Annotated in this window: 20 protein-coding genes and 1 pseudogene; 11 read left to right on the top strand and 10 right to left on the bottom strand. The window is 72.6% G+C overall.

Going from position 1 to position 24323, the window contains the following annotated elements; translation table 11 throughout:
* Positions 1–33 precede the first annotated feature (33 nt).
* Positions 34–1353, bottom strand: coding sequence for an MFS transporter (locus FV227_RS04860; RefSeq protein ID WP_147858423.1), 1320 nt, complete (start codon positions 1351–1353; stop codon positions 34–36).
* Positions 1354–1596: 243 nt separating this feature from the next.
* Between FV227_RS04860 and FV227_RS04865 the strand changes: the two are divergent.
* A pseudogene (locus FV227_RS04865) lies at positions 1597–2478 on the top strand (alpha/beta hydrolase); the annotation flags it as partial.
* A gap of 4 nt (positions 2479–2482) precedes the next feature.
* On the opposite strand, the gene FV227_RS04870 reads toward FV227_RS04865, so the two are convergent.
* Both FV227_RS04870 and FV227_RS04875 read right to left on the bottom strand, forming a co-directional pair.
* Positions 2483–3193: a RibD family protein gene (locus tag FV227_RS04870; protein ID WP_147727452.1), complete on the bottom strand. Its 711-nt coding sequence runs from the start codon at positions 3191–3193 to the stop codon at positions 2483–2485.
* Positions 3194–3260: 67 nt separating this feature from the next.
* Positions 3261–4358 carry a hypothetical protein gene (locus FV227_RS04875; RefSeq protein WP_147862859.1) on the bottom strand — a complete coding sequence of 366 codons (1098 nt, stop codon included), beginning with the start codon at positions 4356–4358 and terminating at the stop codon, positions 3261–3263.
* 113 nt (positions 4359–4471) lie between these two features.
* Between FV227_RS04875 and FV227_RS04880 the strand changes: the two genes are divergently transcribed.
* The 5 genes from FV227_RS04880 (at position 4472) to FV227_RS04900 (ending at position 8846) form a co-directional block, all read left to right on the top strand.
* A complete protein-coding gene (locus tag FV227_RS04880; RefSeq protein ID WP_147729912.1) occupies positions 4472–4909 on the top strand; it encodes a heme-binding protein in 438 nt (145 codons plus the stop codon).
* A 4-nt stretch (positions 4910–4913) separates the two neighbouring features.
* On the top strand, positions 4914–6509 hold the full coding sequence (locus FV227_RS04885; RefSeq protein WP_147858425.1) for a peptide ABC transporter substrate-binding protein: 1596 nt from the start codon (positions 4914–4916) through the stop codon (positions 6507–6509).
* A gap of 75 nt (positions 6510–6584) precedes the next feature.
* On the top strand, positions 6585–6779 hold the full coding sequence (locus tag FV227_RS04890) for a hypothetical protein (protein WP_147729510.1): 195 nt from the start codon (positions 6585–6587) through the stop codon (positions 6777–6779).
* A 43-nt stretch (positions 6780–6822) separates the two neighbouring features.
* On the top strand, positions 6823–7746 hold the full coding sequence (locus FV227_RS04895; protein ID WP_147858426.1) for an ABC transporter permease subunit: 924 nt from the start codon (positions 6823–6825) through the stop codon (positions 7744–7746).
* The gene (locus tag FV227_RS04900; protein ID WP_243946867.1) at positions 7743–8846 is read left to right on the top strand and encodes an ABC transporter permease; all 1104 of its coding nucleotides are present in this window, start codon (positions 7743–7745) and stop codon (positions 8844–8846) included. The genes FV227_RS04895 and FV227_RS04900 overlap by 4 nt, the downstream gene beginning before the upstream one ends.
* Before the next feature lie 18 nt (positions 8847–8864).
* On the opposite strand, the gene FV227_RS04905 is transcribed toward FV227_RS04900, so the two are convergent.
* Positions 8865–9212, bottom strand: a complete 348-nt coding sequence (locus FV227_RS04905) for a hypothetical protein (RefSeq protein WP_147858427.1) — start codon at positions 9210–9212, stop codon at positions 8865–8867.
* Positions 9213–9327: 115 nt separating this feature from the next.
* On the opposite strand from FV227_RS04905, the gene FV227_RS04910 reads away from it, so the two are divergent.
* Entirely contained in the window at positions 9328–10806 is a 1479-nt protein-coding gene (locus FV227_RS04910; RefSeq protein WP_147843944.1) for an MFS transporter, read from the top strand.
* A 43-nt stretch (positions 10807–10849) separates the two neighbouring features.
* On the opposite strand, the gene FV227_RS04915 is transcribed toward FV227_RS04910, so the two are convergent.
* Positions 10850–11860 (bottom strand): glucokinase, encoded by a 1011-nt coding sequence (locus FV227_RS04915; protein ID WP_147858428.1) that lies wholly within the window; start codon positions 11858–11860, stop codon positions 10850–10852.
* 77 nt (positions 11861–11937) lie between these two features.
* A complete protein-coding gene (gene otsB, locus FV227_RS04920) occupies positions 11938–12687 on the bottom strand; it encodes a trehalose-phosphatase (RefSeq protein ID WP_243932118.1) in 750 nt (249 codons plus the stop codon).
* Between the two features lie 107 nt (positions 12688–12794).
* Here otsB and FV227_RS04925 point away from each other — a divergent pair, with 107 nt between their 5' ends.
* Both FV227_RS04925 and FV227_RS04930 read left to right on the top strand, forming a co-directional pair.
* On the top strand, positions 12795–13304 hold the full coding sequence (locus FV227_RS04925) for a DUF427 domain-containing protein (protein WP_147858429.1): 510 nt from the start codon (positions 12795–12797) through the stop codon (positions 13302–13304).
* A gap of 64 nt (positions 13305–13368) precedes the next feature.
* Complete coding sequence (locus FV227_RS04930) at positions 13369–14592, top strand: serine hydrolase domain-containing protein (RefSeq protein WP_147728398.1); 1224 nt, start codon at positions 13369–13371, stop codon at positions 14590–14592.
* Positions 14593–14745: 153 nt separating this feature from the next.
* On the opposite strand, the gene FV227_RS04935 is transcribed toward FV227_RS04930, so the two are convergent.
* Positions 14746–15405 (bottom strand): DUF2147 domain-containing protein, encoded by a 660-nt coding sequence (locus FV227_RS04935; RefSeq protein WP_147858430.1) that lies wholly within the window; start codon positions 15403–15405, stop codon positions 14746–14748.
* A gap of 169 nt (positions 15406–15574) precedes the next feature.
* Between FV227_RS04935 and FV227_RS04940 the strand changes: the two genes are divergently transcribed.
* Positions 15575–16495: a bestrophin family protein gene (locus FV227_RS04940; protein ID WP_147858431.1), complete on the top strand. Its 921-nt coding sequence runs from the start codon at positions 15575–15577 to the stop codon at positions 16493–16495.
* Between the two features lie 25 nt (positions 16496–16520).
* Here FV227_RS04940 and FV227_RS04945 read toward each other — a convergent pair whose 3' ends face one another.
* Both FV227_RS04945 and FV227_RS04950 read right to left on the bottom strand, forming a co-directional pair.
* Positions 16521–17051 (bottom strand): GNAT family N-acetyltransferase, encoded by a 531-nt coding sequence (locus FV227_RS04945; protein WP_147858432.1) that lies wholly within the window; start codon positions 17049–17051, stop codon positions 16521–16523.
* A gap of 88 nt (positions 17052–17139) precedes the next feature.
* Positions 17140–17346 carry a hypothetical protein gene (locus FV227_RS04950; protein ID WP_147729034.1) on the bottom strand — a complete coding sequence of 69 codons (207 nt, stop codon included), beginning with the start codon at positions 17344–17346 and terminating at the stop codon, positions 17140–17142.
* A 338-nt stretch (positions 17347–17684) separates the two neighbouring features.
* Here FV227_RS04950 and FV227_RS04955 point away from each other — a divergent pair, with 338 nt between their 5' ends.
* Positions 17685–22535: an NAD-glutamate dehydrogenase gene (locus tag FV227_RS04955; RefSeq protein ID WP_147858433.1), complete on the top strand. Its 4851-nt coding sequence runs from the start codon at positions 17685–17687 to the stop codon at positions 22533–22535.
* A 388-nt stretch (positions 22536–22923) separates the two neighbouring features.
* Here FV227_RS04955 and FV227_RS04960 read toward each other — a convergent pair whose 3' ends face one another.
* Positions 22924–24099, bottom strand: a complete 1176-nt coding sequence (locus FV227_RS04960; RefSeq protein ID WP_147858434.1) for an MFS transporter — start codon at positions 24097–24099, stop codon at positions 22924–22926.
* Positions 24100–24323 lie beyond the last annotated feature (224 nt).

Below are 24323 nucleotides of genomic sequence, written 5' to 3' on the forward strand. Positions count from 1 at the left end.
CAGGTAAGGCGCCGGTCCCCTCTCCCGGTGGCCTCAGGCCCGCGCCGGCGCGGGCGCCGGCGACTTCGCATTTCCGAGCCCCAGCACCAGGGCGCAGCCGATGGCGGAGAGGATCACCAGCGGCATCAGCCCCAGCGGGTAGCTTCCCGTCGCGTCCTTGATGACGCCGAGGAGGTAGGTGCCGAGGAACCCGCCGATGTTGCCGATGGCGTTGATCTGGGCGATGCCGGCCGCGGCCGCGCCCGCCGAGAGCCATTCGGTCGAGAGCGCCCAGAACGGGCCCTTCACGGTGTAGGTCGCGGTGATGGCGAGGCACAGGATCAGGATCGTCGGCCAGAGCTGGCTCGTCAGCACGGACGCGGCGAGGCTGGCGGCCAGCAGCCCGAGCGGCAGCGCGGTGTGCCAGACGCGCTCGCGCCGCCTGTCCGAGGACCGCCCCCAGACGATCATCAGCACCGAGGCGATGCCGAAGGGGATCGCGTTCAGCAGCCCGGTCTCGAGGTTGGTCAGGCCGAAGGACTTGATGATCTGCGGTTGCCACAGCGACAGGCACTGGCTCGCCCCGGAGGCGCCGGCGTAGATCAGCGAGGCGGCGAGCACGTAGCGGTTGGTCATCACCTGCCGGAGCGAGAGGTGGCCGGCGGGCCTCCCCGCGCCCTCCACCACCGAGGCCCGGTCGTCCGCCAGGCGCTCGGTGAGCCAGGCGCGCTGCTGCGGCGTCAGCCAGCTCGCGCGGGCGGGGCCGTCCGGCAGCAGGACGAAGGCGAGGATGCCGAGCAGCACCGCCGGCACCGCCTCGATCAGGAACAGCCACTGCCAGCCGCGGAAGCCGAGCATCCCGTCGGTGCCGAGCAGCCAGGCCGAGAGCGGCGACCCGAGGAAGCTCGAGATCGGGATCGCGACCATGAAGATCGCCACGATCCGCCCGCGATAGGCGCGCGGGTACCAGTAGGTCAGGTAGAGGATCACGCCGGGGAAGAACCCGGCCTCGGCCGCCCCGAGCAGCAGGCGCACCGCGTAGAACGAGACCGGGCCCATGACGAAGGCCATCCCGGCCGAGACGAGCCCCCAGGTGATCATGATCCGCGCGAGCCAGATGCGGGCGCCGAAGCGCTCCATCGCGACGTTGCTCGGCACCTCGCACAGCACGTAGGACACGTAGAACAGGCCGCCGCCGAGGCCGAACTGCGCCGGCGACAGGCCGATGTCCTGGTTCATCTGCAGGGCGGCGAAGCCCGCGTTCACCCGGTCGACGAAGGCGACGAAGTAGGCCAGCATCAGGAACGGCAGGATGCGCCACGTCACCGTGCGCAGGGTGGCGCGCTCGATCGCGCCGATCTCCGCCTGAGCCATGGTCCGTCACTCCCTCGCGTCGCCGGCGCATCCGGCGTTCCACGAACCCGGCACCCCTCGGCCGGGGACGATCGCGACACCGCCGCCCCCCTGTCAACGGCTGCCGGGTGCGGCGCCGCGGGCGCGATGCGACGGCGAGGCACCAGGCGGCGCCAGGCAACGTTCCGCCCGCTCATCCCGTTGTCGGGACGACCGATCCGTCCCGAGACGAGGCGCAAGGCGATGGCGACGAGCCCCGACGGCTTACCCCCTGCCCTTCCCGGGCGGCGGGAGGTAATCGACACGGCGGCTGGCCGGGTGAGCGTCTACGGCTCGGCCGAGGCCGAAGGGGTGCCGCTGCTGCTGATCCACTCGATCAACGCCGCCGCCAACGCCTACGAGGTCCGCCCGCTCTACCTGCATGCGCAGGGACGACGCCCGGTCTACGCCCTCGACCTGCCGGGCTTCGGCTTCTCCGAACGTTCGCGCCGGCTCTACACTCCACGGGTGATGGCGGACGCGATCCACGCCGTCGCCGACGCGATCGCGCGCCGGCACGGCGGCGTCCGCATCGACGCGATCGCGCTCTCGCTCTCGGCCTCCTACCTCGCCCGCGCCGTGGTCGAGCGGCCGGAGGCCTATCGTTCGATCGGCCTGATCAGCCCGACCGGGTTCGACCGGCGCCTCTCCGGGCGCGGGCCGGCGGGCGGCGACCGCGGCAGCCCGCGCGTCCGTGCGATCGTCGATTCGCGCCTCCTCGGGCCGGCGCTGTTCGCCCTCCTCGTCAGCCGCCCGAGCATGCGCTTCTTCCTGCAGAAGACCTTCGGCTCGAAGCGGATCGACGAGGGGCTGTTCGCCTACGACTACCACTCGGCCCACCAGCCCGGGGCGCGGCACGCGCCCTACTGTTTCGTGGCCGGCCACCTGTTCCCGACCGACGCCACCACGCTCTACGAGGCGCTGACGTTCCCGGTGCTGATGCTCCACGGCAGCCGCGGCGACTTCGTCGACTTCCGCGACGCGCCGCGCTTCGCCGCCCGGCCGAACTGGACGATCCGGGCCCTGCCGACCGGGGCCTTCCCGCATTTCGAGGACCCGGCGACGGTGACGGGGCTCTTCGACGGGTTCTTCGCCGGCCTCGCCTGACCACTCAGGCCGCGGCGACGCGATAGCGGAGCCAGACCACCCCGCCGGACAGGGTCTCGCAGGATCTCAGCTCGAGCCGGCGCTTGGCCCCGAGCGAGTCGGCCTCGGTGCCGTCGACGTCGAACACCGCGGGCGTGCCGCGAAGGCCGTCGACGGCCGGGGCGAGCAGCAGGCTGAGCTCGTCGATCACGCCGGCCCGCAGCATCGAGCCGTTGAGGCCGCCGCCGCCCTCGACCAGGAGGCGGGCGATGCCGAACAGGCGGCCGAGCTTCTCCACCGCCAGCGCGAAGTCGATCGTCTCGGTGCCGGCGAACAGGTAGGATTGCCCGCCCGCCCGCAGGCGTCTCAGATGCGCGTCGGGGACGGCCTCGGTCAGGACCACCACCACGTGATCGCCGGTGATCTCGTTCCGCGCGCCCCAGTCGAGGCGACCCTTCGCGTCGAGGGCCACCGCGTAGCCGGACGCGTCGCGCCGGGCGACGTGGTCCTCGCGCGGCACCGGGCCGTCATCGGCGGGCGGGGCGGCGAGCGGCGTGGCGCTGTCGGCGTAGCCCTGCATGGTGACGCGGCCGCACATCCAGGCATCGCCGTCGAGGCGCGCGTGCACCGTCTCGTAATGGCCGTCGGCGTCGATCCCCCAGCGGCGGGTCTTGATCCGCCCGTCGACGGAGCTGGTCATGTGGCAGATCACGTGCGGTCTGGCGGTCTCGGCCATCGTCGGGTCTCCTGCGGACGGGTCGCCGCTGGAACTAGCCCGCGACGGCCCTTCGCACAGGGGCCGCTCAGCTGACGCGCCAGCGTGATTCGAAGCCGATCAGGCGCGCCGCGCCCAACGCGGCGCTCTCGGCGCACTCGGCCGGGATCCGGCGCCACGCCGGAGGCCTGCGGAAATCGAAGCGGCGCATCGTCTCGCGCATCAGGAGCGCGATCTGCGCCTCGGTCTCCGGCGGGATCGGCCGCCCGGCCCACTCGTTCGGCGCCCGTGCCGGCGCCGCGGCGACGACTCGATCCCACGGCAGGCCCCAGGCGAGGTCGGCGAAGCGCGCGCAGGTGGCGGCGAAGCGGTCGGCGATCTCCTCGGCGAGGTCCGGAGCGTCGCCGCGGAACGGCTCCGGATCGAGACCGCGCGACCACGCCGCCTGGTCGAGGACGTGGCCGATCCGGCGCGGGTGGCCCTCCACCTGGCGGTGGACCCGGAGGTGCCGCAGGCGGCGCGAGGCCTCGACGGCGAGCGGCCCGGAACTGCGGTTGGTCACGGTCCGCAGGGCGTCGGCGTCCATCATCGGAGCGAGCCGCCCGGTCAGCCCGAGCGCGGCGACGAACCGCTCGACCAGCGTCGCGTCGGAGCGCGCGTCGCGCAGCGGCACGGCGATCACGGCGCCGTCCGTCGCCCGCGCCCAGGGCGCGATCAGCGCGCGATAATCGAGCCGCCCGGAGCGGCGGTTCGCACGAGCGTATTCGCGGAAGCTGCGCGGCTCCTTCACCAGCTGCGCGCGGTGGGCGTAGGCGGAGTTCAGGAACTCGAACGGCGGCTTGACCGCCATCACGACCTCCATCGCGAAGCCCCGGCGGGCGAACGCCTCGGACAGCGTCCGGGGCACGCCGAAGCTCGGCCGCTGCACCGAGAAGTCCTCGTAGGACAGGATCACCGTGTCGGCGTCCGTCTCGGACAGGACGCGATCGAGGCGCGCGAGCATCGCGCGGCGCTCCCCCTTCGGCCGCCGACCGTCGAGCGCCTCGCCCAATCCCTGGTGGTTGACGTCGGACCCGGGCTGGGCGCCTTCGGGTGCGAGGTCCGGGTAGAGCAGGCCGGCTTCCGCCAGCCGCGGCCGCAGGTTGGCCAGCACCTGCTGCAGCGATGTGGACCCCGTCCTGGGCATTCCGATATGGATGATCGCGCGACGCACCGTCGATCGCCTCCCTGTCCTGATCCCTGGCCGTCGCGGACCGTCCGCGCGGCCGTCCGTCCCCCCCAAGATCCCCCTCGGTTCCGATGATCGACCTGACGCTCGAGGCCGCCCGCACCATCGTCGCCACCGCCCTGGAGACGGCGCGAACGCGCGGCCTGAAGCCGCTTGCGGTGGTTGTATATGACGATCGCGGTTCTCTAAAATGTGTCCAGGCGGAGGACGGCACCTCGCTCCGCCGCGCCGAGATCGCGATGGGCAAGGCCAACGGCGCGCTCGCGCTCGGCCTCGGCTCGCGGGCGATCCACGCCCGCGCCGAGGCGCAGCCCTACTTCGTCGCCGCGGTGAGCCACGTGGTCGGGCCGGCGGCCCTGGTGCCGGTCCCGGGCGGCGTGCTGGTCCGTGCGGCCGACGGGCGCCTTCTCGGCGCCGTCGGCATCTCCGGCGACACCTCGGACAACGACGAGATCTGCGCGGTCGCCGGCATCGAGGCCGCCGGGCTCGTGCCCGAGACCGGCGCCTGAGCCGATGCGCCTGCCGCGCCGTGGCTGGCTGACCGGCGCCGGCGCTCTGCTGCTCGGGGGCTCGGCCGGGGCCGGAGCGGCCCCGGAGGCCACGTATCGGCGCGGCAACGACGCCGATCCCGAGACCCTCGATCCGCATCGCTCCTCGACGGTGGCCGAGGCGCACATCCTGCGCGACCTCTACGACGGCCTTCTCACCTACGACAATCGCGGCGCCATCGTCCCCGGCGCGGCGGAATCCTGGCGCATCTCGGACGATGCGCTGACCTACACCTTCACCCTGCGCGAAGGCGGGCGCTGGTCGAACGGCGATCCGGTCGAGGCCGAGGCCTTCGTCTATTCCCTGCGCCGCATCCTCGCGCCGGAGACGGCGGCGAAGTACGCCGAGGTGCTGTTTCCGATCCGCAACGCGGCCGCTATCAACCGCGGCGCGATGCCGGCGACGGCGCTCGGCGTCGCGGCGCCGGACCCTCGCACGCTAACGATCGCGCTGGAGGCGCCGACCCCCTACCTCCTCGAATTGCTGACGCACCAGACCGCGCTGCCGGTGCACCGCCCCTCGGTCGAGCGCTTCGGCGACGGCTTCACCCGGCCGGGCAACCTGGTCTCGAACGGCCCCTATGCCCTGGCGGATTCGGTGCCGAACGACCGCATCGTGCTCAGGCGCAACCCGCATTTCCACGCGGCGGCCGAGGTCGCGATCGCGCAGGTCGCCTTCGTGCCGACGCCGGACCTCTCGAGCGCGGTGCGCCGCTACGATGCGGGCGAGCTCGATTCGCTGGCCGACCTGCCTGGCGACCAGATGGCGTCGCTCCGTCGCCGCTTCGGCGATCAGGTGGTGCTGGGACCCTCGCTCGGGCTCTACGCCCTGGCGGTGAACACGCGCAAGCCGCCCTTCGACGACGTCCGCGTCCGCCGCGCCCTCTCGCTGGCGCTCGACCGCGAATACCTCGCCGCGGCGTTGTGGGGCGGCACCATGAGCCCGGCCTACTCGCTGTGCCCGCCCGGCCTCGACAACTACCGGACGCCGCCGGAGACCGAGGGGCGCACCCGCCTCCCCATCGACAACGAGGACACGGCGAGGCGCCTGCTCACGGAAGCGGGCTTCGGGCCGGATCGGCCGCTGCGCGTCGAGTACCGCTTCAACACCAGCGACAACAACCGCAACACCGCCGTCGCCGTCGCCGAGATGTGGCGCGGCCTCGGGATCGAGACCCGGTTCGTCTACACCGACGCCAAGACCCACTTCGCCTACCTGCGCGACGGCGGCGACTTCGACGTCGCCCGCATGTCCTGGATCGCCGACTACTCGGACCCGCAGAACTTCCTGTTCCTGCTCACCACCGGCAACGACGGCATGAATCCCGGCCACTGGTCGAACGCCGCGTACGACGCCCTCCTGGCCGAGGCCGCCGCCGAGCGCGACCTCGCCGCCCGCGCCGACCTGCTGTCCCGCGCCGAGAGCCTCGCGATGCGTGACCTGCCTTGGATCCCGGTGATGCACACGCGCTCGAAGGCCCTGATCTCGCCGCGCCTGCACGGCTACGTGCCGAACCTGCGCAACGCCGCGCCGACGCGGTTTCTGCGGCTGGTGGGCTGAGCACGTGTCCCCGGCGCTTGTCTCGCCGGGGCGGGGGACCGATACAGGGCGGGACCATCGGCAGCGGAGCATTCCATGGACGACGTCGCACCGCCGGCGCCCGACCCGGCCCGCTCCAGGCGTCACCCGATCCTGCTCGGGGTCTTCGTGTTCGCGATGCTGTTCTTCGGCGATCTCTACCTCAACCACGGCACGAACCTCGCCGTCACGCTGCCGGCCTCGCTCGGGATCGGGATCTGGGCCGGGTATCGCGAAGCGCGACGGGCGTGAACGCTCCGACGCGGCATCGTCGCCTCCGACGCCCCGATCGCCCATGACCGGCTACGTCCTGCGCCGGCTGCTGCAGGCGGTCCCGACCCTGTTCGTGGTGATCGCGGCGAGCTTCTTCCTGATGCGGCTCGCGCCCGGCGGCCCGTTCGACCTGGAGCGGCCGCTGGCACCGGCGGCCATGGACAACCTGCGGCGGGTCTATGGGCTCGACCAGCCGCTGGCGGTGCAGTTCGGGCGCTACCTCGCCGCCCTGGCGCGGGGCGATCTTGGGCCGTCCTTCTCGTTTCGCGACCTCACCGTCGCGGACCTGTTCGCCCGCGGCCTGCCGGTCTCGATGATCCTGGGCGGCTTGGCGCTCGCCGTCTCGCTGATCCTCGGGGTCGGCCTCGGCGCGCTGGCGGCCTACCGCCGCGGCGGATGGCTCGACCGCCTCGTCGGGGCGGGCGCCTCCCTCGGCCTCTCGGTGCCGAGCTTCGTCGTCGCGCCGCTGCTGCAGATCGCCTTCGGCCTGTCGTTGCGCTGGCTGCCGGTGAGCGGCTGGGAGGGCGGCGCGCCGACGCATCTCGTGCTGCCGGTGATCACCCTGGCGCTGCCGCAGGCCGCGGGCATCGCCCGGCTCACCCGCGCGGCGATGGCGGAGGCGCTGCGCGCGCAGCACGTGCGGACGATGCGCAGCCTCGGCCTCCCGCCCTGGCGCGTCGCCCGCCACGCGCTGCGCGGCGCGCTGCTGCCGGTCGTCGCGATCCTCGGGCCGCTCTCGGCCGCCCTGCTCACCGGCTCGGTGGTGATCGAGACCATCTTCGGCCTGCCCGGGATCGGCCGCTACTTCGTCGAGGGCGCGCTGAACCGCGACTACACGCTGGTGATGGGGACGGTGGTGCTGGTCGCGGTCCTCGTCGTCGCCCTCAACCTCGTCGCCGACCTCGTCTCCGCGTGGCTCGACCCGCGCCTGCGGCTGCACGCGTGAGCCTACCCCCGCGCCTGCCGCCGACGCGCCGCGCGCTGCTGCGGCTCTCGCGCCATCGCGGCGCGACGGCGGCCTTCGCCGTGCTTGTCCTGCTGACGCTCGCCTGCCTCGTCGGCCCTTTCCTCACCGGCCATGCGCCGGAGCGGACCTACCCCGACCTGCGCCAGCTTCCCCCCGGCTTCGCGGCGCAGCCCGACGCGGATCATCTGAGGCCGGCGCTCGATCGCCTCGCCTTCCGCATCCGCGCCGCGGTCGCGCAGGCCGAGATGGCGGACGGCGTGCTCCGCCTCGTGCTGGCCTCGGAGGCGCCCATCGACGCGCGCGGCCTCGTCTACCTGCCGCGCTCCGACCTGTTCGGCGAGCCGCGCATCGTCGCCCGCGACGACGAGGGGCGGCGCCTCACCGTCGCGGTGCCGGTCCGCAAGCTGCACTTCCTCCTCGGCACCGACGTGCACGGGCGCGACCTGCTCAGCCGCAGCCTCGTGGCCGGCCGCGTCTCGCTGCTGATCGGGCTCACCGCGACGCTGGTCGCCCTCGGCGTCGGCATCGTCTACGGCGCCGTGGCGGGCTTCGCCGGCGGGGCCGTCGACGCCGCGATGATGCGCGTCGTCGACATCCTCTATGCCCTGCCGTTCGTGTTCTTCGTGATCGTGCTGGTGGTGTTCTTCCGCGCGAGCCTGGTGCTGATCCTGATCGCGATCGGCGCCGTGGAATGGCTCGACATGGCCCGCATCGTCCGCGCCCAGACGCTGGCGCTGCGCCGCCGCGACTTCGTCCGCGCGGCCGAGGCGCTGGGGCTCTCGGCCGCGACCATCATGCGCCGGCACATCGTGCCCAACACCCTCGGGCCGGTGACGGTGGCCGCCACGCTGCTGGTGCCGCGGGTGATCCTGCTCGAAAGCTTCCTGTCGTTCCTCGGCCTCGGGGTGCAGGAGCCGGCGACGAGCTGGGGCGTGCTGATCGCGGAGGGCGCGCGCAGCCTCGAATCCGCCCCCCACATGCTCGCCGGGCCGGCGGCGTTCTTGGTCGCGACGCTGGTCGCGCTCAACCGGCTCGGCGACGGGCTGGCCGACGCGCTCGATCCGCGCGCCGACGCCTGACGCCCGCGCCCGGCGATGTCACCGCATCTCGGTATAGGCCGGGTAGACCTGCCGGACGCGGTGGCGCTCCTCGGGGATCGGCATCGCCGGGCGCACCCGCGCCTGCGCGGCCGCGGGCAGGACGATGTTGGTCTGGGCCGGGCGCAGGCGCCAGCGGTCGGCGCCGGACATCGCGACCGGCTGCCGGTCCCGGGCGAGCGTCGCGTCGGCGCCGTGCGTCGGCACGATGGCGAGGCCGGCGAGCGCGGCCGTGCCCAGGATCGCCACGCGCAGGCAGGGGCCGAGGCGGCGGGCTCCGGAACGGGCGGCCAAGGAATGGCGGGGCGGGAGGCGACCGGTCTTGCGGACGTCGGGGCGAGGCTTCATGGGGAGCATCCACGGTGATGCCGCCATCAAAGCCCGCAACGATGAAAGCTCGGCCGAACCTTTTGTTGGTCTCCGCCGTTCTGAACAGCAGTCTCGAGTCAAGGTAAACACAGTCATGGCGACCAAAGTCGAGACGGCCTCGGGCGAGAAGACGCCCGAGCGCGCCCCCATGGGCACGGTCGTCGACACCGACATCTCGGCGCGACTGGACCGGCTGCCCTGGGGCCGGTTCCACGTCCTCGTCATCGTGGCGCTCGGCATCACCTGGGTGCTCGACGGGCTCGAGGTGACGCTCGCCGGGGCGCTGGTCGGGGCGCTGCGCAAGGCGCCGATGAGCTTCACCGAGTTCGACGTCGGCCTGGCCGCCTCGTCCTACCTCGTCGGCGCGGTCACGGGGGCGCTCGGCTTCGGCTGGCTCACCGACCGCATCGGCCGCAAGAAGCTGTTCTTCATCACGCTTGCCCTCTACCTCGCGGCGACCGCGGCGACGGGCCTGTCGTGGAACGTCTATTCCTTCTGCATCTTCCGCTTCCTCACCGGCGCCGGCATCGGCGGCGAGTACACCGCGATCAACTCGACGATCCAGGAGCTCGTCCCCGCCCGCGTGCGCGGTTGGACCGATCTCGTCATCAACGGCTCGTTCTGGATCGGCGCGGCGCTCGGCTCCTTCCTGTCGATCGTCCTGCTGAAGCCCGAGGTGATCGACCCGGCCTGGGGCTGGCGCGTCGCGTTCTTCACTGGCGGCGCCATCGGCCTCGTGATCCTGCTGCTGCGCACCTGGATCCCCGAGAGCCCGCGCTGGCTCGCGACGCACGGCTACACGGCGGAAGCCGACCGGGTCGTCACCGGCATCGAGAAGCGCTTCACCGACGAGGGCCACACCCTGCCGCCGGTCGACGCGGGCAAGCGCATGAAGCTGCGCACCCGCAGCCACACGCCGCTCTCGGAGGTGTTCGGGACGATGTTCGGCACCTCGCGCCGGCAGACGTTCGTCGGGCTGTCGCTGATGATCGCGCAGGCGTTCTTCTACAACGCGCTGTTCTTCACCTACGCCCTGGTGCTGGAGCGCTTCTACGGCGTGCCCGGCGGCAGCGTCGGCTGGTACCTGCTGCCGTTCGCCCTCGGCTCCTTCCTCGGGCCGGTGCTGTTAGGGCGCCTGTTCGACACGGTCGGCCGCCGCCCGATGATCGCCTTCACCTACGGCATCTCCGCGCTGCTGCTCGCAGGCGCGGGGTACCTGTTCAAGATCGAGGTGTTCGGCGCCTGGGCGCAGACCGGCGTCTGGATGGTGGTGTTCTTCTTCGCCTCCGCCGCCGCGAGCGCCGCCTACCTCACGGTGGCCGAGACCTTCCCGCTGGAGATCCGGGCGCTGGCCATTGCCGGCTTCTACGCGATCGGCACCGGCATCGGCGGCGTGTCTGGGCCGCTGCTGTTCGGCTCGCTCGTCGAGACCGGCTCCCGCGACGCGGTCTTCGGCGGCTACCTCGTCGGCGCCGCGCTGATGGCGGTTGCCTCGATCGTCGGCGGCCTCTTCGGCACGGCGGCCGAGGGGCGGTCCCTGGAGGACGTTTCGAAGCCGCTCGCGGCGGCGTGACGGCTCGTCCCGCGCGCCATGATCTGGCCGGGCGGCGTTGAGATCACGCCCCCCGGCGCCAAACCTGCCCGTGATAGACGAAGGTCTCGCCCTCGCTCGCCAGGGCCGCGAGCCCGGTGAAGGCGGGGTCGTGGACCGTGATGACGCTGGTCGGGATCGCCCGCATCATCGCGGCGAACGGCGCCTTCCGCTCGAAGGAATCGCGGAAGCCGCCCTGCTGCAGCAGCTTGACGATCCGCGGGGCGATGCCGCCGCCGATATAGACGCCGCCGGTGGCCAGGAACGTCAGGGCGAGGTCGCCGCAGACGCGGCCGAGCACGCGACCGAACAGCTCCAGCGCCTCGGCGGCATGCAGGTCGGAGGCGTCGAGCCCGGCCTGGGTCACCGCCGCAGGCTCGATCTTCTCCGGCGGCTCGCCGGTCCTGACGTGGCGCACCGCGGCGTGCAGGCGGGCGAGGCCGGGGCCGGAGAGCACGGTCTCGACGGTGATCCGGTCCTCGACGCGCTCGAGCGCGTGCCAGACCTTCTCCTCGAACGCGTCGGCGGGGCCGATATCGGTGTGGCCCGCCTCGGTTGAGACGATCGCGAGGCGATCCGAATACGGCACCAGGGCCGCGGCGCCGAAGCCGGTGCCGGGCCCGAGCACGACGCGGGCGCCCCCGGGCGCGTGCCCGGTCGGCCCGATCGGGGTCAGGTCGTGCGGCGCGATGCCGGCGGCGCCGGCGGCGACCGGGACGTAATCGTTCACGACGACCGACGAGTCGAGGTCGAAATCGGCGCCGATCTTCGCGCCCTCGATCACCCAGTGGGCATTGGTGAGCTGCACCTTCGGGCCGTCGACCCGGCCGGCGATGGCCAGGATCGCCGAGCGCGGCGGCTTTCCGCCTCCATCGCCCTGCTTGGCCAGCGCCGCGCGGATGGCGCTCGACGGGTCGGGGTGGCGCGCCGTCTCCTCGTGCGAGAGCGGGCGCGGCGCGGCGCCCTTGGAATCGACCACCGCGAACCGGGCGTTGGTGCCGCCGATATCGCCGACGAGGACCGGAAACGCGAACATGCGGTACCCTTTCCCGATCGACGCGGGCCGTCCCGGCCGACGCGTCGCTGTCTGTCCGATGGAGCCGCCGGCGCGGCTCAGGCCGCCGGCAGGGTGTCCGGGTCGATGATCCCGCCCGCCGCCCAGCTGCCAAGCAAGGCGTGCACCGCGTTCGGGTCGGCCAGGCGCCGCGCGGCCGCGGTCTCGCCGGGCCCGATGCGGATGCCGAGGCCGCCATACGCCGCGACGCTGGCGAACGCGATCTCGTCGGTGCGGTCGTCGCCGAGGAACACCGCGCGGCGGCCGGCATAGGGGGCGTGCTCGAGGAAGGCGCGGATCGCGTGCGCCTTGGTGGCCGAGGCCGGCACGATCTCGCCGACCGCCTTCCCAAGCTGAAGCCGGTACCGGCCCGACAGCTCGGTGGCGATCGCCGTGACCGCGGCCTCCGCCCGCTCGGCATCGGCCGGGTTCGCCAGGCGCCAGTGCACGGCGACCGAGGCGCCCTTGTCCTCGATCAGCACCGCGTCGAGGTCGGCGACCAGGGCCCGGAGCCGAGGCATCCGCGCACGCAGCTCCGGATGGTCGTCCGGGCTGCCGCCGGTGAGGACGCCGTCGACCCGGCGCTCGACCCCGTGCAGCCCGGCGACGTCGAAGGCGGCGGGTGCGAGGAAGTCGTCGATCACCGAGACCGGGCGCCCGGTCACGATCGCCAGCGCCCCGTCGAGCCGGGCGTGCAGCGCCTGGAGCATCGGCACCAGCCCGGGCTCGACCCGGACGAGGTCCGGCCGCGGCGCGATCTCGACCAGGGTGCCGTCGAAATCCAGGAAGAGGGCGATGGGCGTGTCCAACGGCGGCGCTCCGGGCTGTCGGGTCGGGGCTAGCACGCCGCGCGTTTTCGGCAAACGCATCTTCGCGGCGCCCTATGTTTCGGACGAGACGAACCGAGGACGACGCGATGCATCCGACCCCATCCCCGACGAAGCCCGGCGAGGAGAGCGTGTGGGCCTATCCGCGCCCGCCCCGGCTGGAGCCGGTCGCCGCGACGCTGAAGGTCGTCCTCGGCGGCCGCACCATCGCCGAGACGCGGGCCGGGTTCCGCGTGCTCGAGACCAGCCATTCGCCGACCTACTACTTCCCGCCCGCCGACGTCGCCGAGGGCGTGCTCGGGCCGGCGCACCGGGCCGGGATCTGCGAATGGAAGGGCCGCGCGGTGCTGTTCGACGTGACGGCGGGCGGCGCAGCGATTCCCGGCGCGGCTGTTCCCGGTGCCGCTTGGGCCTATCCCGATCCGACGCCGGATTTCCGAGCCATCGCCGGCTACGTCGCCTTCTATGCCGGCCCGATGGAGGCCTGCACCGTCGGCGGCGTCCGCGCGGAGCCGCAGCCGGGCGGCTTCTACGGCGGCTGGATCACCCCCGGCATCGTCGGCCCGTTCAAGGGCGGGCCCGGAACGATGGGCTGGTGAGCCTCGGGAGCTGTCCCGCCGCCCCAGGACCGCTACATCGGGCGCCGGGAACAAGGAGCACGGCATGAGCGATGCGATCGACGGAAGGCCGCAGGACGTCGGCATCGACCCGGGACGCCTGGAACGGATCGACGGCTGGATGCGCAGCCTCGTCGCGGAGGGCAAGCTCGCCGGGTTGTCGGTGAGCGTGGCGCGGCGCGGGCACACGGTGTTCCAGCGCGCCCACGGCCTCGCCGACCTCGCCCGCAGGACGCCGTTCACCACCGACACGGTGACGCGGATCTACTCGATGACCAAGCCGCTGACCTCGGTCGCGGTGATGCAGCTCTACGAGGAGGGCCAGTTCCAGCTCGACGACCCGGTCGCGCGCTTCCTGCCGGAGTTTTCCGAGATGCGGGTCGCGACCGGCGGCAACCGCGCCAAGCTCGAGACCGAGCCGGCCCGCCGCCCGATCACCATCCGGGACCTGCTCACCCATACCGGCGGCCTGACCTACGGCTTCATGGAATCGACCCTGGTCGATGCGCTCTACCGCCAGCAGGGCGCCGACTTCCTGCGCCCGGATGCGAGCCTCGCCGAGGTGGTGGCGACCGTGGCCCGGCTCCCGCTCCTGTCGCAGCCCGGCGAGGCGTGGAACTACAGCGTCTCGACGGACGTGCTCGGCCACCTCGTGGCCGTCGTCTCGGGGCGCGACTTCGCGGATTACCTGCGCGACGCCGTGCTCGCGCCGCTCGGCATGATCGATACCGATTTCTTCGTGAGACCCGAGAACATGGGGCGGTTCGCCGCGAACTACGTCTACGACCGCACCCGCACGCTGACGCTCTACGACGACGCGGTCGAGACCCATTTCGCCAAGCCTCCGGCGATCGCCGGCGGCGGGGGCGGCCTCGTCTCGACGGCCTCCGACTACCTGCGCTTCTGCCGGTTCATCCTGAACAAGGGCGAGCTCGACGGCGCGCGCCTGCTCGGGCGCAAGACGGTCGAGCTGATGACGATGAACCACCTGCCCGGCGACCTCGCCGCGATCGGCACGCCGCGCTTCGCGGAATCGTCCTATCACGGCATCGGCTTCGGGCTCGGCTTCTCGGTGATGCTCGATCCGGCCAAGGCCCAGATCGTCGGCACGCCGGGCGAGGTCGCCTGGGGCGGCATGGCCTCGACCGCGTTCTGGGTCGACCCGGCCGAGGAGCTCGCGGTGGTGCTGCTGACGCAGCTCGTCCCGTCCTCGGCCCTGCCGATCCGAAAGGAGCTGCGGGTGCTGACCTACGCCGCGCTGACCGATTGACGCGGGACCGGGGCGCGGGGGAGCATTCTCGGGCGAAGCAAATCCCCACGCACGTGAAGAAAATGCGACCACACGACGAAACAGAGCGTCTCCCGTGATCCAGGGATCACGGGAGACGCTCTCGTGGTCGACAGCGCCTTCGTTCTGCGGCGCCTATTCGTCGGCGGGCGCGGCCGCGGGCGGCGTGCCGGCGGCCGGAGCCGGGGCCGGCTTCGCGCCGGGCTTCGCCGCTGCGGGCTTGGCGGCGGTCGAGCCGGTCGCGGCCGGCTTGGCGGCCATGTATTCCGGATCGGTGCGCGGGCCTCCCGGACCGTTCGTCGGCCCGGTCATCTGGCCGGCGACCACGTCGGTCACGCGGTTCCAGGTCTGCGACTTGCACAGGAAGGCGATCAGGCAGCCGCGGACGGTCAGCTCCTCCGGGGTGTCGGACCAGATCGTCACGTCGTAGGACTTGCCGTCCTCGGAATTGTAGATCTTGCCCTCGTAATGGGCGTCGGCGTTTGGCTTCAGCCCCATGATGAGCTGGTGGCCCAGCGATGCGCGCGTCTGCTTGCTCGCGTCGGGGTTCTTGAAGTCGACCCGCGGCTGGCCCTTGTCGTTGAGCGGCACCTTCAGCCACACGACGTAGCCGCATAGGCTCTTGTTGCTCGGGCCGCACTTCTCCACCCGGATGCGGGCACGCCCGTCCTCGGTGAGCCACGTGCCGCTCGGGTCCGCGGGCGTCGCCGCGTGCGCGATGCCCGAGAGCATGGCCAGCGCCATCGCACGCCCGGCCCAGGCGCCGATTCCCGCGCCGATCCGTCGAACCGTCATACCCACTACTCCTTCCGCGCGCCCGCGCCGTGGCCTTCGCCCCGCCCGCGTGCCCAATCTCTGGGCCCCGCCATCCGCTCGGAACATGACGGGATCATGGCCGTGCCTCGGCGCGCCGTGCCGCACGGCCGATGACGGGAGCGACCCGCTTCGGCTAAGCCTGCCATCCATGATCGTTCGCCCCCGTCCCAACCTCTTCGCCATCCTGTTCACCCTGCGCGGCTCGATCCTGCCGCGGGTGGCGCTGAAGGTCCTCGGGCTGACGGCCTTCGCCGCGCTGGTGGTCGCGGTCGAGCAGCGCGTTCCGGAACGGTTTCCGGTGACGGCCGGGATCGGCCCGTTCACCCTGATCGGGCTGGCGCTCTCGATCTTTCTCAGCTTCCGCAACAACGCCTGCTACGAGCGCTGGTGGGAGGCTCGGAAGGCGTGGGGCGCGCTGATCGTCGAGATGCGCGGCTTGAGCCGGACCCTGGTCGCCCTCCTGCCCGGCCCCGAGCACGATGCGGTCCGCCGCACCGGCCTGCGCCGGCTCGCGGGCTTCGGCCACGGCCTGCACGCGCGGCTGCGCGGCCTCGACGAGGCGGCCGCCGTCGCGCCCTGGCTGCCGCCGGGCGAGGTCGCGCGCCTGCGCGCCTGCCCGAGCCCGACCGATGCGGTGCTCGCCGGCCTGACCCGCGACCTCGCGGGCGCGTATCGCGACGGGCATCTCACCGACGTGCTGTTCGGCGTCCTCGAGCGCAAGGTCTCGGACCTGTCGGCGATCCATACCGCCTGCGAGCGGATCCACGGCACGCCCCTGCCCTTCGCCTACACCCTGCTGCTGTACCGCACGGCGTGGCTTTACTGCCTGTTGCTGCCGTTCGGGCTGTCGGCCTCGCTCGGCTGGGCGACGCCGGTCGCGACCATGCTGGTGGCCTACACCTTCTTCGGCCTCGATGCGCTGGGCGACGAGCTGGAAGAGCCCTTCGGCCTGGAGGCGAACGACCTGCCCCTCGATGCGATGCTGCGCACGGCCGAGCGCACGGTGCTCGACGCCCTCGGCGAGCCGCTTCCGCCCGCGATGGAGCCGGTGCGCTACCGATTGGATTGAGCGTGCGGGCCGGCGACCGTCTCGCTCACGTCCGCGACGGGGCCGCGTCCGGCCCGGGCCCGAGCCGGCGCTGCATCAGCACCGTGCCGAGCCGGCGCCCGTGCTTGTGGCCGACGTTCTCGAGCACGCCGGCATGCGCGAAGCCCAGGCCCGCATGCAGCGCCACCGACGCCTCCGAGCCCGGATCGGTGATCACCGCCACCATCACCCGCGCGTCGATCGCCTCGCAGGCTGCGATGAGCGCCGCCAGCAGGGCGCGGCCGATCCCGACACCGCGCGCGGCCTCGGCGACGTAGACCGAATCCTCCACCGTCGAGCGATAGGCCGCGCGCGCGCGATAGGGGCCGGCATAGGCGTATCCGCAGACCGCGCCGTCGCGCTCGGCGACGAGGTAGGGATAGCCGTCCGCGACGAGCGCCATCCGCCGCCGCGCCATCTCGGCCAAAGTCGGCGGCTCGGTCTCGAAGCTCGCGGTGCCGTTCGTCACCGCGTCGGCGTAGATCCGGGCGATCGCGGCGATGTCGGCGTCGACGGCCGGGCGCAGGTCAGGCGTCATCGATCCGCTCACGCAAAAAAGGGGCCGGCGCGACGGCGCCGGCCCCTGCGGTCGATCGTTCGGCGATCCCTTCGGGATCGCGCGGGGATCACTCGGCCGCGGTCATCTCGGCGGTGAAGTGGCCGCACCAATCCTGCGAGGCCACCACCGGCCACAGGCCCTTGGACTCGGGAGCCGGCTGGCTCACCGGCGGGTTGAAGCGGCACAGGCCCTGATCGCCGACGGCGGAGGCGCCGTTGGTCTTGTGGTCGTCGAAGAAGCGGCAGCTGTTGCAGGAGGCGTTGGTCGAGGTCATCGGGTTTCTCCGGTTCGGGCGTCTGTCGCGGGCTGTCGGAACCGTCACCGGCCCCGTCGTCCGTCTGCAGTTCTTAATTAGAACAGCTCCAATATGGCGTCAACCGGCGAGTCCCGGCGGGGTTCCCGTTTTCGAGAGCGCGACCGGTGGAAACCGGTACGGTGCGTGCAGGAGCAACGCCGGACGGCAGCGGCGCCCCTTCCGGAACGCCGGTCGTCGCGGCCCGCCTGTCACCCGGCGCGGGCCTGCGAGCGGCGAGCGTCATCGACTCGCCATGGGCCCTCCCCTAACGTCCGGGGCGGGACCGGCGTCGGTGCCGGTCCGGAGGGTCCCCGCCCATGGTGCTGGAAACCGAATCGGCGCTGGAATCGGCCACCGCCCTGGCGACGAGCGAGGCGAAATCCGCCCGCACCGACCTGATCGAGGCGGCGGCATCGATCGTGGGCGGCCGCGGCGGACCGGGCGGCTTCGTCCGCGACCTGTTCGGCCGGGTGCCGCCGGAGGACCTGGCGCCCTACCCGGCCGAGGCGCTGGCCGACCTCGCGATCGCCGCGCGTGCGCATCTTGCGGTGCCGCGCGCCACGGGTTCGGCGGCGAACCTGCGGCTCGTCGACGTCGCCGTGTCCGGCCCCGGGCGCACCCGCGAGCTGACCGTCGTCGAGGTCGTCAACGACAACCGCCCCTACCTGCTCGACTCGACCCTGGCGGAGCTGACCGAGCAGGGCCTGACGCCCCACCTCGTCGCCCACCCGATCCTCGGCGTCGAGCGGGACGCCGACGGGGCGCTCGTCCGCGTCGTCGGGGAGACCACGGCGGACGCCCACGGCGCCCTGCTGCGCGAGAGCTTCATCCACATCCACCTCGACCGGCTCGATGCCGGCGAGGCGCGCGAACGCCTCGAAGCCGGCCTCGCGCAGGTCTTTCGCGATGTGGCCCTGGTCACCGACGACCACGACGCGATGCTGGCCCGGCTCGGCGCGCTCGCCGAGGGCTACGGCCGCAATCCCCCGCCGCTGCCCGAGGGCGAAGTCGCCGAGGCGCGCGCCTTCCTCGAATGGCTGCGCGACGGCCACTTCACGCTGCTCGGCATGCGCGAGCACGCGCTGCCCGGCGAGCGGGCGGCCGAGGCCGAAAGCCTCGGCATCCTGCGCGATCCGGGCCTCGCCGTGCTGCGCCGCGGGCGGGCGCTCGTGGACATGACGCCGGAGATCGTCGCGTTCCTCGAGGAGCCGCACGCGCTGATCATCACCAAGGCGAGCCTCAAGGCCCGCGTCCACCGCGCGGCGCATCTCGACTACGTCGCGGTCAAGCTGTTCTCCGCGACGGGTAAGCTCACCGGCGAGGTCCGCATCGTCGGCCTGTTCACCGCCGCGGCCTACACCGCGCTCGCCCGCGAGGTGCCCTATCTCCGCGGCAAGGTCGCGGCCGTGGTCGAGAAGGCCGGCCTCGACCCGACGAGCCATGCCGGGCGGGCGCTCCTCGCCGTGCTGGAGACCTACCCGCGCGACGACCTGTTCCAGATCGACGTGGACCGGCTGTTCCGCTTCACCCTCGCCATCGCCAACCTCGCCGACCGGCCGCGCATCCGCGTGCTGTCGCGGACCGACCGGTTCGGGCGCTTCGTCTCGCTCCTCGTCTACGTGCCGAAGGACCGCTACGACTCGATCGTGCGCGCCCGCATCGGCGCCTATCTCGCCCAGGAATACGGCGGCCGGCTCTCGGCGACCTATCCCGACCTGCCCGACGGGCCGCTGGCCCGGATCCACTACATCGTCGGGTTTTCCGAAGCCGGCGCGCCGGAGCGCGACCCCTCGGTGCTGGAGGCCGGCATCGCCGCCCTGGTGCGGACCTGGGGCGACGCGCTGCGCGCCGCGCTCACGGAGGCCATGGGCGGATCCGAGGCGCGGGCGCTGGCCGCCCGCTACGGCGAGGGCTTTTCCGCGGCCTACCGCGAGAACTTCTCCGCCGAGGTCGCCATCGCCGACATCGCCATCCTCGAATCCCTGTCCGAGGACCGCCCGCGCGCCGTCGCGATCGACCGCCGCGACACCGACCCGGCGGCGCAGGTGCGCCTGAAGGTGTTCTCGCGCGGGGCGTCGCTGCCGCTGTCCGACCGGGTGCCCGGCCTGGAGAACCTCGGCTTCCGGGTGATCAACGAGCGGACCTACAGCGTGCTGCCGGCGGGGAGCGACACCAAGGTCTGGCTGCACGACATGCTGCTGGAGCGCGCCACCGGTGCGGCCATCGAGATCGGCCCGCTCGAGGCGCCGCTGGAGGCGGCGATGCTTGCCATCGCCGCGGACCAGGCCGAATCCGACGGCTACAACCGCCTCGTGCTGGAGGCCGGCCTCGCCTGGCGCGACGTGGCGCTGCTGCGCGGCCTCGGCCGCTACCTGCGCCAGCTCCGCGTGCGCTACGGCCAGGACTACCTCGCCGCGACCCTGAGCCAGCATCCCGGCATCGCCCGCCAGCTCGTCGCGCTGTTCCACGCCCGGTTCGATCCGGCCGCCGGGGGCGACCGCGGGGCCGCCGAGGCGGCGGTTCGCGAGGGCATCGAGGCGGCGCTCGCCGACGTGACCAGCCTCGACGAGGACCGGATCCTGCGCCGCTTCGTCAACCTCGTGGAGGCCGCGGTCCGCACCAACTTCTTCCAGAAGGCCGCCGACGGCACCCCGCGCGAGACGATCGCCTTCAAGTTCGCCTGCACCAAGGTGTCGGGCATGCCGCTGCCGCGGCCGTTCTTCGAGATCTTCGTCTATTCGCCCCGCGTGGAAGGGCTGCACCTGCGCTACGGCTACGTCGCGCGCGGCGGCCTGCGGTGGTCCGACCGGCCGGAGGATTTCCGCACCGAAATTCTGGGGTTGGTGAAGGCGCAGCAGGTCAAGAACGCGGTGATCGTGCCGGTGGGCGCCAAGGGCGGGTTCTTTCCCAAGCGCCTGCCGCCGGCCTCGGATCGCGCCGCATGGCTGGCGGAGGGCACCGAGAGCTACCGCATCTTCATCCGCACCCTCTTGGAGCTCACCGACAACTTCGTCGCCGAGGGCATCGCGCCGCCGGCCGACACCGTGCGGCACGACCCCGACGACGCCTACCTCGTGGTCGCCGCCGACAAGGGCACCGCGACCTTCTCCGACATCGCCAACGCGCTCTCGCTGGAGCGCGGGCACTGGCTCGGCGACGCTTTCGCCTCCGGCGGCAGCCAGGGCTACGACCACAAGGGCATGGGCATCACCGCCCGCGGCGCCTGGGAGGCGGTGAAGCGCCACTTCCGCGAGATCGATGTCGACACGCAGGCTGATCCGGTGACGGTGGTCGGCGTCGGCGACATGTCGGGCGACGTGTTCGGCAACGGCATGCTGCTCTCGCGCACCCTGAAGCTGGTGGCGGCCTTCGACCACCGCGACATCTTCCTCGATCCGACGCCCGACATGGCGGCGAGCTTTGCCGAGCGCAAACGCCTGTTCGACCTCGGCCGGTCGAGCTGGGCCGACTACGACAAAAGCCTGATCTCGGCCGGCGGCGGCGTCTTCTCGCGCGCGCTCAAGGCGATCCCGCTCTCGGCCGAGATCCGGGACGTGCTCGGGTTCGAGCGCGCTTCCGCCTCGCCCGCCGAGCTGATGCAGGCGATCCTCAAGGCGCCCGTCGACCTGCTCTGGTTCGGCGGCATCGGCACCTACGTCCGCGCCACCACCGAGACCGACGAGGAGGCCGGCGACCGGGCCAACGACGCCGTGCGCATCACCGGCCCGGAGATCCGCGCCAAGGCGGTGGGCGAAGGCGCCAACCTCGGGCTGACCCAGCGCGGGCGCATCGAGGCGGCGCGGGCCGGCGTCCGGCTCAACACCGATGCGATCGACAACTCGGCCGGCGTCAACACCTCGGACGTCGAGGTGAACATCAAGATCGCGCTGATGATCCCGGAGCGCGACGGCCGCCTCGATGCGGATGCCCGCAACGCGCTCCTCGTCGCGATGACCGACGAGGTCGCCCACCTCGTGCTGCGCAACAACGAGCTGCAGACGCTGGCGCTCTCGCTCGCCCAGCACCGCGGCCTCGGCGAGGCCGGCTTCGCGATGCGGACGATGCAGGCGCTGGAGGCGGAAGGCCGCCTCGACCGCGCGGTCGAGTACCTGCCCGACGACGCGACGCTGACCGAGCGCATGTGCCGCGGCGAGGGCCTGACGCGGCCGGAATACGCGGTGCTGCTCGCCTACGCCAAGCTCTCGCTCTACGACGCGGTGCTGGCGAGCCCGGTGCCGGACGACCCGTACTTCGACCGCGAGCTGCAGCGCTACTTCCCCAAGGCCCTGCGCGAGCGCTTCCCCGATGCGGTGAGGGGGCACCGTCTGCGCCGCGAGATCATCGCGACGGCGTTGTCGAACATCATCGTCAACCGCGGCGGCATCTCGCTCGTCACGCGGCTGACCGACGAGACCGGGGCGGACGCTGCCACCATCGCCAAGGCCTACGCCGTGACCCGCGACGCCTTCGGCCTGATGGAGCTGAACGCGGCCATCGACGAGCTGGCCGGGCGGATCGGCGGGCAGGCCCAGATCGGCCTCTACGCCGAGGTGCAGGACCTGCTGGTCAACCGCATCGTCTGGTTCATCCGCAACCTCGACCTCGCCGGCGGCATCGCTCCCCTGGTGGCGCGCTATCGCGACGGGATCGCCGCGGTGCTCGCGTCCCTCCCCGGCGTCCTCGGCACGGAGGCGAACGCGGCGATCGAGCGGCGGCGCGCCGACCTCGTCGGGCAGGGCATGGATGCGGAGCCGGCACTCCGCCTCGCCTCGCTGCGGGCGCTGACCTCGGCGCCCGACATCGTCCGCGTCGCCGGCACCAGCGGGCGGCCGGTCGCGGAGATCGCGGCGACGCACTTCGCGCTGGAGCGGGAATTCTCCCTCGACGCGCTCGCCGAAGCCGCTCGCGCGGCGCCGGTCTCCGACACCTTCGACCGCGTCGCGCTCGAGCGGGCGGTGGCCGGCATCTCGTCCGCGCACCGGCAGCTCACCGCCGAGGTCGTCGGCGACATCGGCGCCGGCCCGGAGGCGGTCGCCGCCTGGGGCAAGGCCCGCGGCTCGTCGCTGGCCCGCATCCGCAGCGCGGTCGACGCCATCGCGGCCTCGGGGCTGACGGTCTCGAAGGCCACCGTCGCCGCGAGCCTGCTCGGCGACCTGGCACGAAGCTGACGCCGGATCGAGGACATGAAAAAGCCGGCCCGGCGCATGCGCGGGACCGGCTTTTCAGGGACCGGGCGGTTCGTATCGCAGGCTCAGAACGGGCCCATCCGCATGTCGAGCATGCGCTGGTTGTGCTCGAGCCAGAGGCGGAGCATCTGCGAGAACAGGCCGGGCTTCGGGGCAGGCTGGGTCATGGATCGCTCTCCGTGGGGCGACGGCCGCAGGGCCGTCCGTTCGCTCCGAAGATGCCGATCATGGTGCGCTGCAACAATGGACAAGGTTGCACTTCGCGCATGCATCGGGCGCATGTGTGTAGCCAAATATTAACGGTTCGGCGTTGTCGCATGCGTGAGCGGCAGTATCCTGCAACCAGAGCGATAGCGTCCCCGCGGCGCGATCAGCCGGGGTGGACCGGCGCCGGCAGGACCGAGCGCGTCGGCCCCGACATCGCCGACAGCGCGAGGCCGAGCCCGAGGGCCGACACCGCGGCCGCGATCAGCGGCAGCTGGCCGTAGCCGACGCCCGCGGTCAGCGCGACGCCGCCGAGCCAGGCGCCGGTGGCGTTGCCGAGGTTGAACGCGCCCTGGTTCAGGGTGGAGGCGAGGTTCGGGGCATCGCTGGCCGCCTCCACCACCCAGATCTGCAACGGCGAGACCAGGGCGAAGGCGAGCCCGCTCCAGACCACCAGCGCCGTCAGCATCGCGATCTCGAAGTGGGCGACGCCCGCCAGCAGGGCGAGGACGGCGATGAGGCCGAGGAAGCTGCCGATCACCGTGGCGGTGAGATTCCCGTCGGCGAGGCGGCCGCCGATCAGGTTGCCGGCGGTGAGGCCGATGCCGGCGACGAACAGCGCGCCGGTGACGCCGCGGGCGCTGAGCCCGGTCACCCCCATCAGGAGCGGCGTGATGTAGGTGAACACCGTGAAGAAGCTCACCGAGGACAGGGTCGAGACCAGCATCGGCCGCAGCACCGGCCAGCGCCCGAGCGCCCGGAACTCCCGGGCCAGCCCGCCGCGCGAGCCGGGGAGCCCGGCCGGCACGAACAGATGGATCGCCAGGCCCGCCGCGACGCCGATCGCCACCACCGCCCAGAAGGTGGCGCGCCAGCCCGCCGCCTGCCCCAGCGCGGTGCCGAGCGGCACGCCGAGCACGTTGGCCAGCGTCAGCCCGGCGAACATCAGCGACACCGCCTGGGTCCGCTTCTCCCGCGGGACGAGATCGCGCGCCACGATCGCGCCGATGCCGAAGAAGGCGCCGTGGGCGAAGGCGGTGGCGATGCGGGCGAGCATCAGCGTCGCGTAGGTGGGCGCGACGGCGCAGGCGACGTTGCCGGCCAGGAACACCGCCATCAGCGCGAGCAGCGCGGTCTTGCGCGGCAGGCCGGCGGTGGCGATGGCGACCAGCGGCGCGCCGATCACCACGCCCATCGCGTAGCCCGAGACCAGGTAGCCGGCCTGCGGGATGGTGACGCCGAAGCTCTGCGCCACCTCCGGCAGCAGGCCCATGATCACGAATTCCGTGGTGCCGATCCCGAAGGAGGCGACGGCGAGGGCGAGAATCGGCAGCGAGACCATGCATGGGCTCCGTTGGCACGGGGGCGAAGGCGCGGGCGCCGATACCTTTTGTGCGGTGCGGTATGCCCCAACATGGCGGATCGCCCTCGGTTGCGGACCGGCGGGCAATGGGATGCAGCCTTGTTCCACGAACGGGTCTCAACCGTCGGGTGCGTCATCGCGCGATCGACCTGGGATAACCGGCGGGGTGCGTACACTGACGCCCGCCGGGCGGTGCCGGAGCG

The sequence above is a fragment of the Methylobacterium sp. WL119 genome (assembly GCF_008039875.1).
Lineage (GTDB): Bacteria > Pseudomonadota > Alphaproteobacteria > Rhizobiales > Beijerinckiaceae > Methylobacterium.

Bases quoted from the DNA above. Each gene is read 5' to 3' on its own strand.
- FV227_RS04860 (WP_147858423.1), bottom strand. From the start codon at position 1,353: ATGGCTCAGGCGGAGATCGGCGCGATCGAGCGCGCCACCCTGCGCACG.
- FV227_RS04870 (WP_147727452.1), bottom strand. From the start codon at position 3,193: ATGGCCGAGACCGCCAGACCGCACGTGATCTGCCACATGACCAGCTCC.
- FV227_RS04875 (WP_147862859.1), bottom strand. From the start codon at position 4,358: ATGCCCAGGACGGGGTCCACATCGCTGCAGCAGGTGCTGGCCAACCTG.
- FV227_RS04880 (WP_147729912.1), top strand. From the start codon at position 4,472: ATGATCGACCTGACGCTCGAGGCCGCCCGCACCATCGTCGCCACCGCC.
- FV227_RS04885 (WP_147858425.1), top strand. From the start codon at position 4,914: ATGCGCCTGCCGCGCCGTGGCTGGCTGACCGGCGCCGGCGCTCTGCTG.
- FV227_RS04890 (WP_147729510.1), top strand. From the start codon at position 6,585: ATGGACGACGTCGCACCGCCGGCGCCCGACCCGGCCCGCTCCAGGCGT.
- FV227_RS04895 (WP_147858426.1), top strand. From the start codon at position 6,823: ATGACCGGCTACGTCCTGCGCCGGCTGCTGCAGGCGGTCCCGACCCTG.
- FV227_RS04905 (WP_147858427.1), bottom strand. From the start codon at position 9,212: ATGAAGCCTCGCCCCGACGTCCGCAAGACCGGTCGCCTCCCGCCCCGC.
- FV227_RS04910 (WP_147843944.1), top strand. From the start codon at position 9,328: ATGGCGACCAAAGTCGAGACGGCCTCGGGCGAGAAGACGCCCGAGCGC.
- FV227_RS04915 (WP_147858428.1), bottom strand. From the start codon at position 11,860: ATGTTCGCGTTTCCGGTCCTCGTCGGCGATATCGGCGGCACCAACGCC.
- FV227_RS04925 (WP_147858429.1), top strand. From the start codon at position 12,795: ATGCATCCGACCCCATCCCCGACGAAGCCCGGCGAGGAGAGCGTGTGG.
- FV227_RS04930 (WP_147728398.1), top strand. From the start codon at position 13,369: ATGAGCGATGCGATCGACGGAAGGCCGCAGGACGTCGGCATCGACCCG.
- FV227_RS04935 (WP_147858430.1), bottom strand. From the start codon at position 15,405: ATGACGGTTCGACGGATCGGCGCGGGAATCGGCGCCTGGGCCGGGCGT.
- FV227_RS04940 (WP_147858431.1), top strand. From the start codon at position 15,575: ATGATCGTTCGCCCCCGTCCCAACCTCTTCGCCATCCTGTTCACCCTG.
- FV227_RS04945 (WP_147858432.1), bottom strand. From the start codon at position 17,051: ATGACGCCTGACCTGCGCCCGGCCGTCGACGCCGACATCGCCGCGATC.
- FV227_RS04950 (WP_147729034.1), bottom strand. From the start codon at position 17,346: ATGACCTCGACCAACGCCTCCTGCAACAGCTGCCGCTTCTTCGACGAC.
- FV227_RS04955 (WP_147858433.1), top strand. From the start codon at position 17,685: ATGGTGCTGGAAACCGAATCGGCGCTGGAATCGGCCACCGCCCTGGCG.
- FV227_RS04960 (WP_147858434.1), bottom strand. From the start codon at position 24,099: ATGGTCTCGCTGCCGATTCTCGCCCTCGCCGTCGCCTCCTTCGGGATC.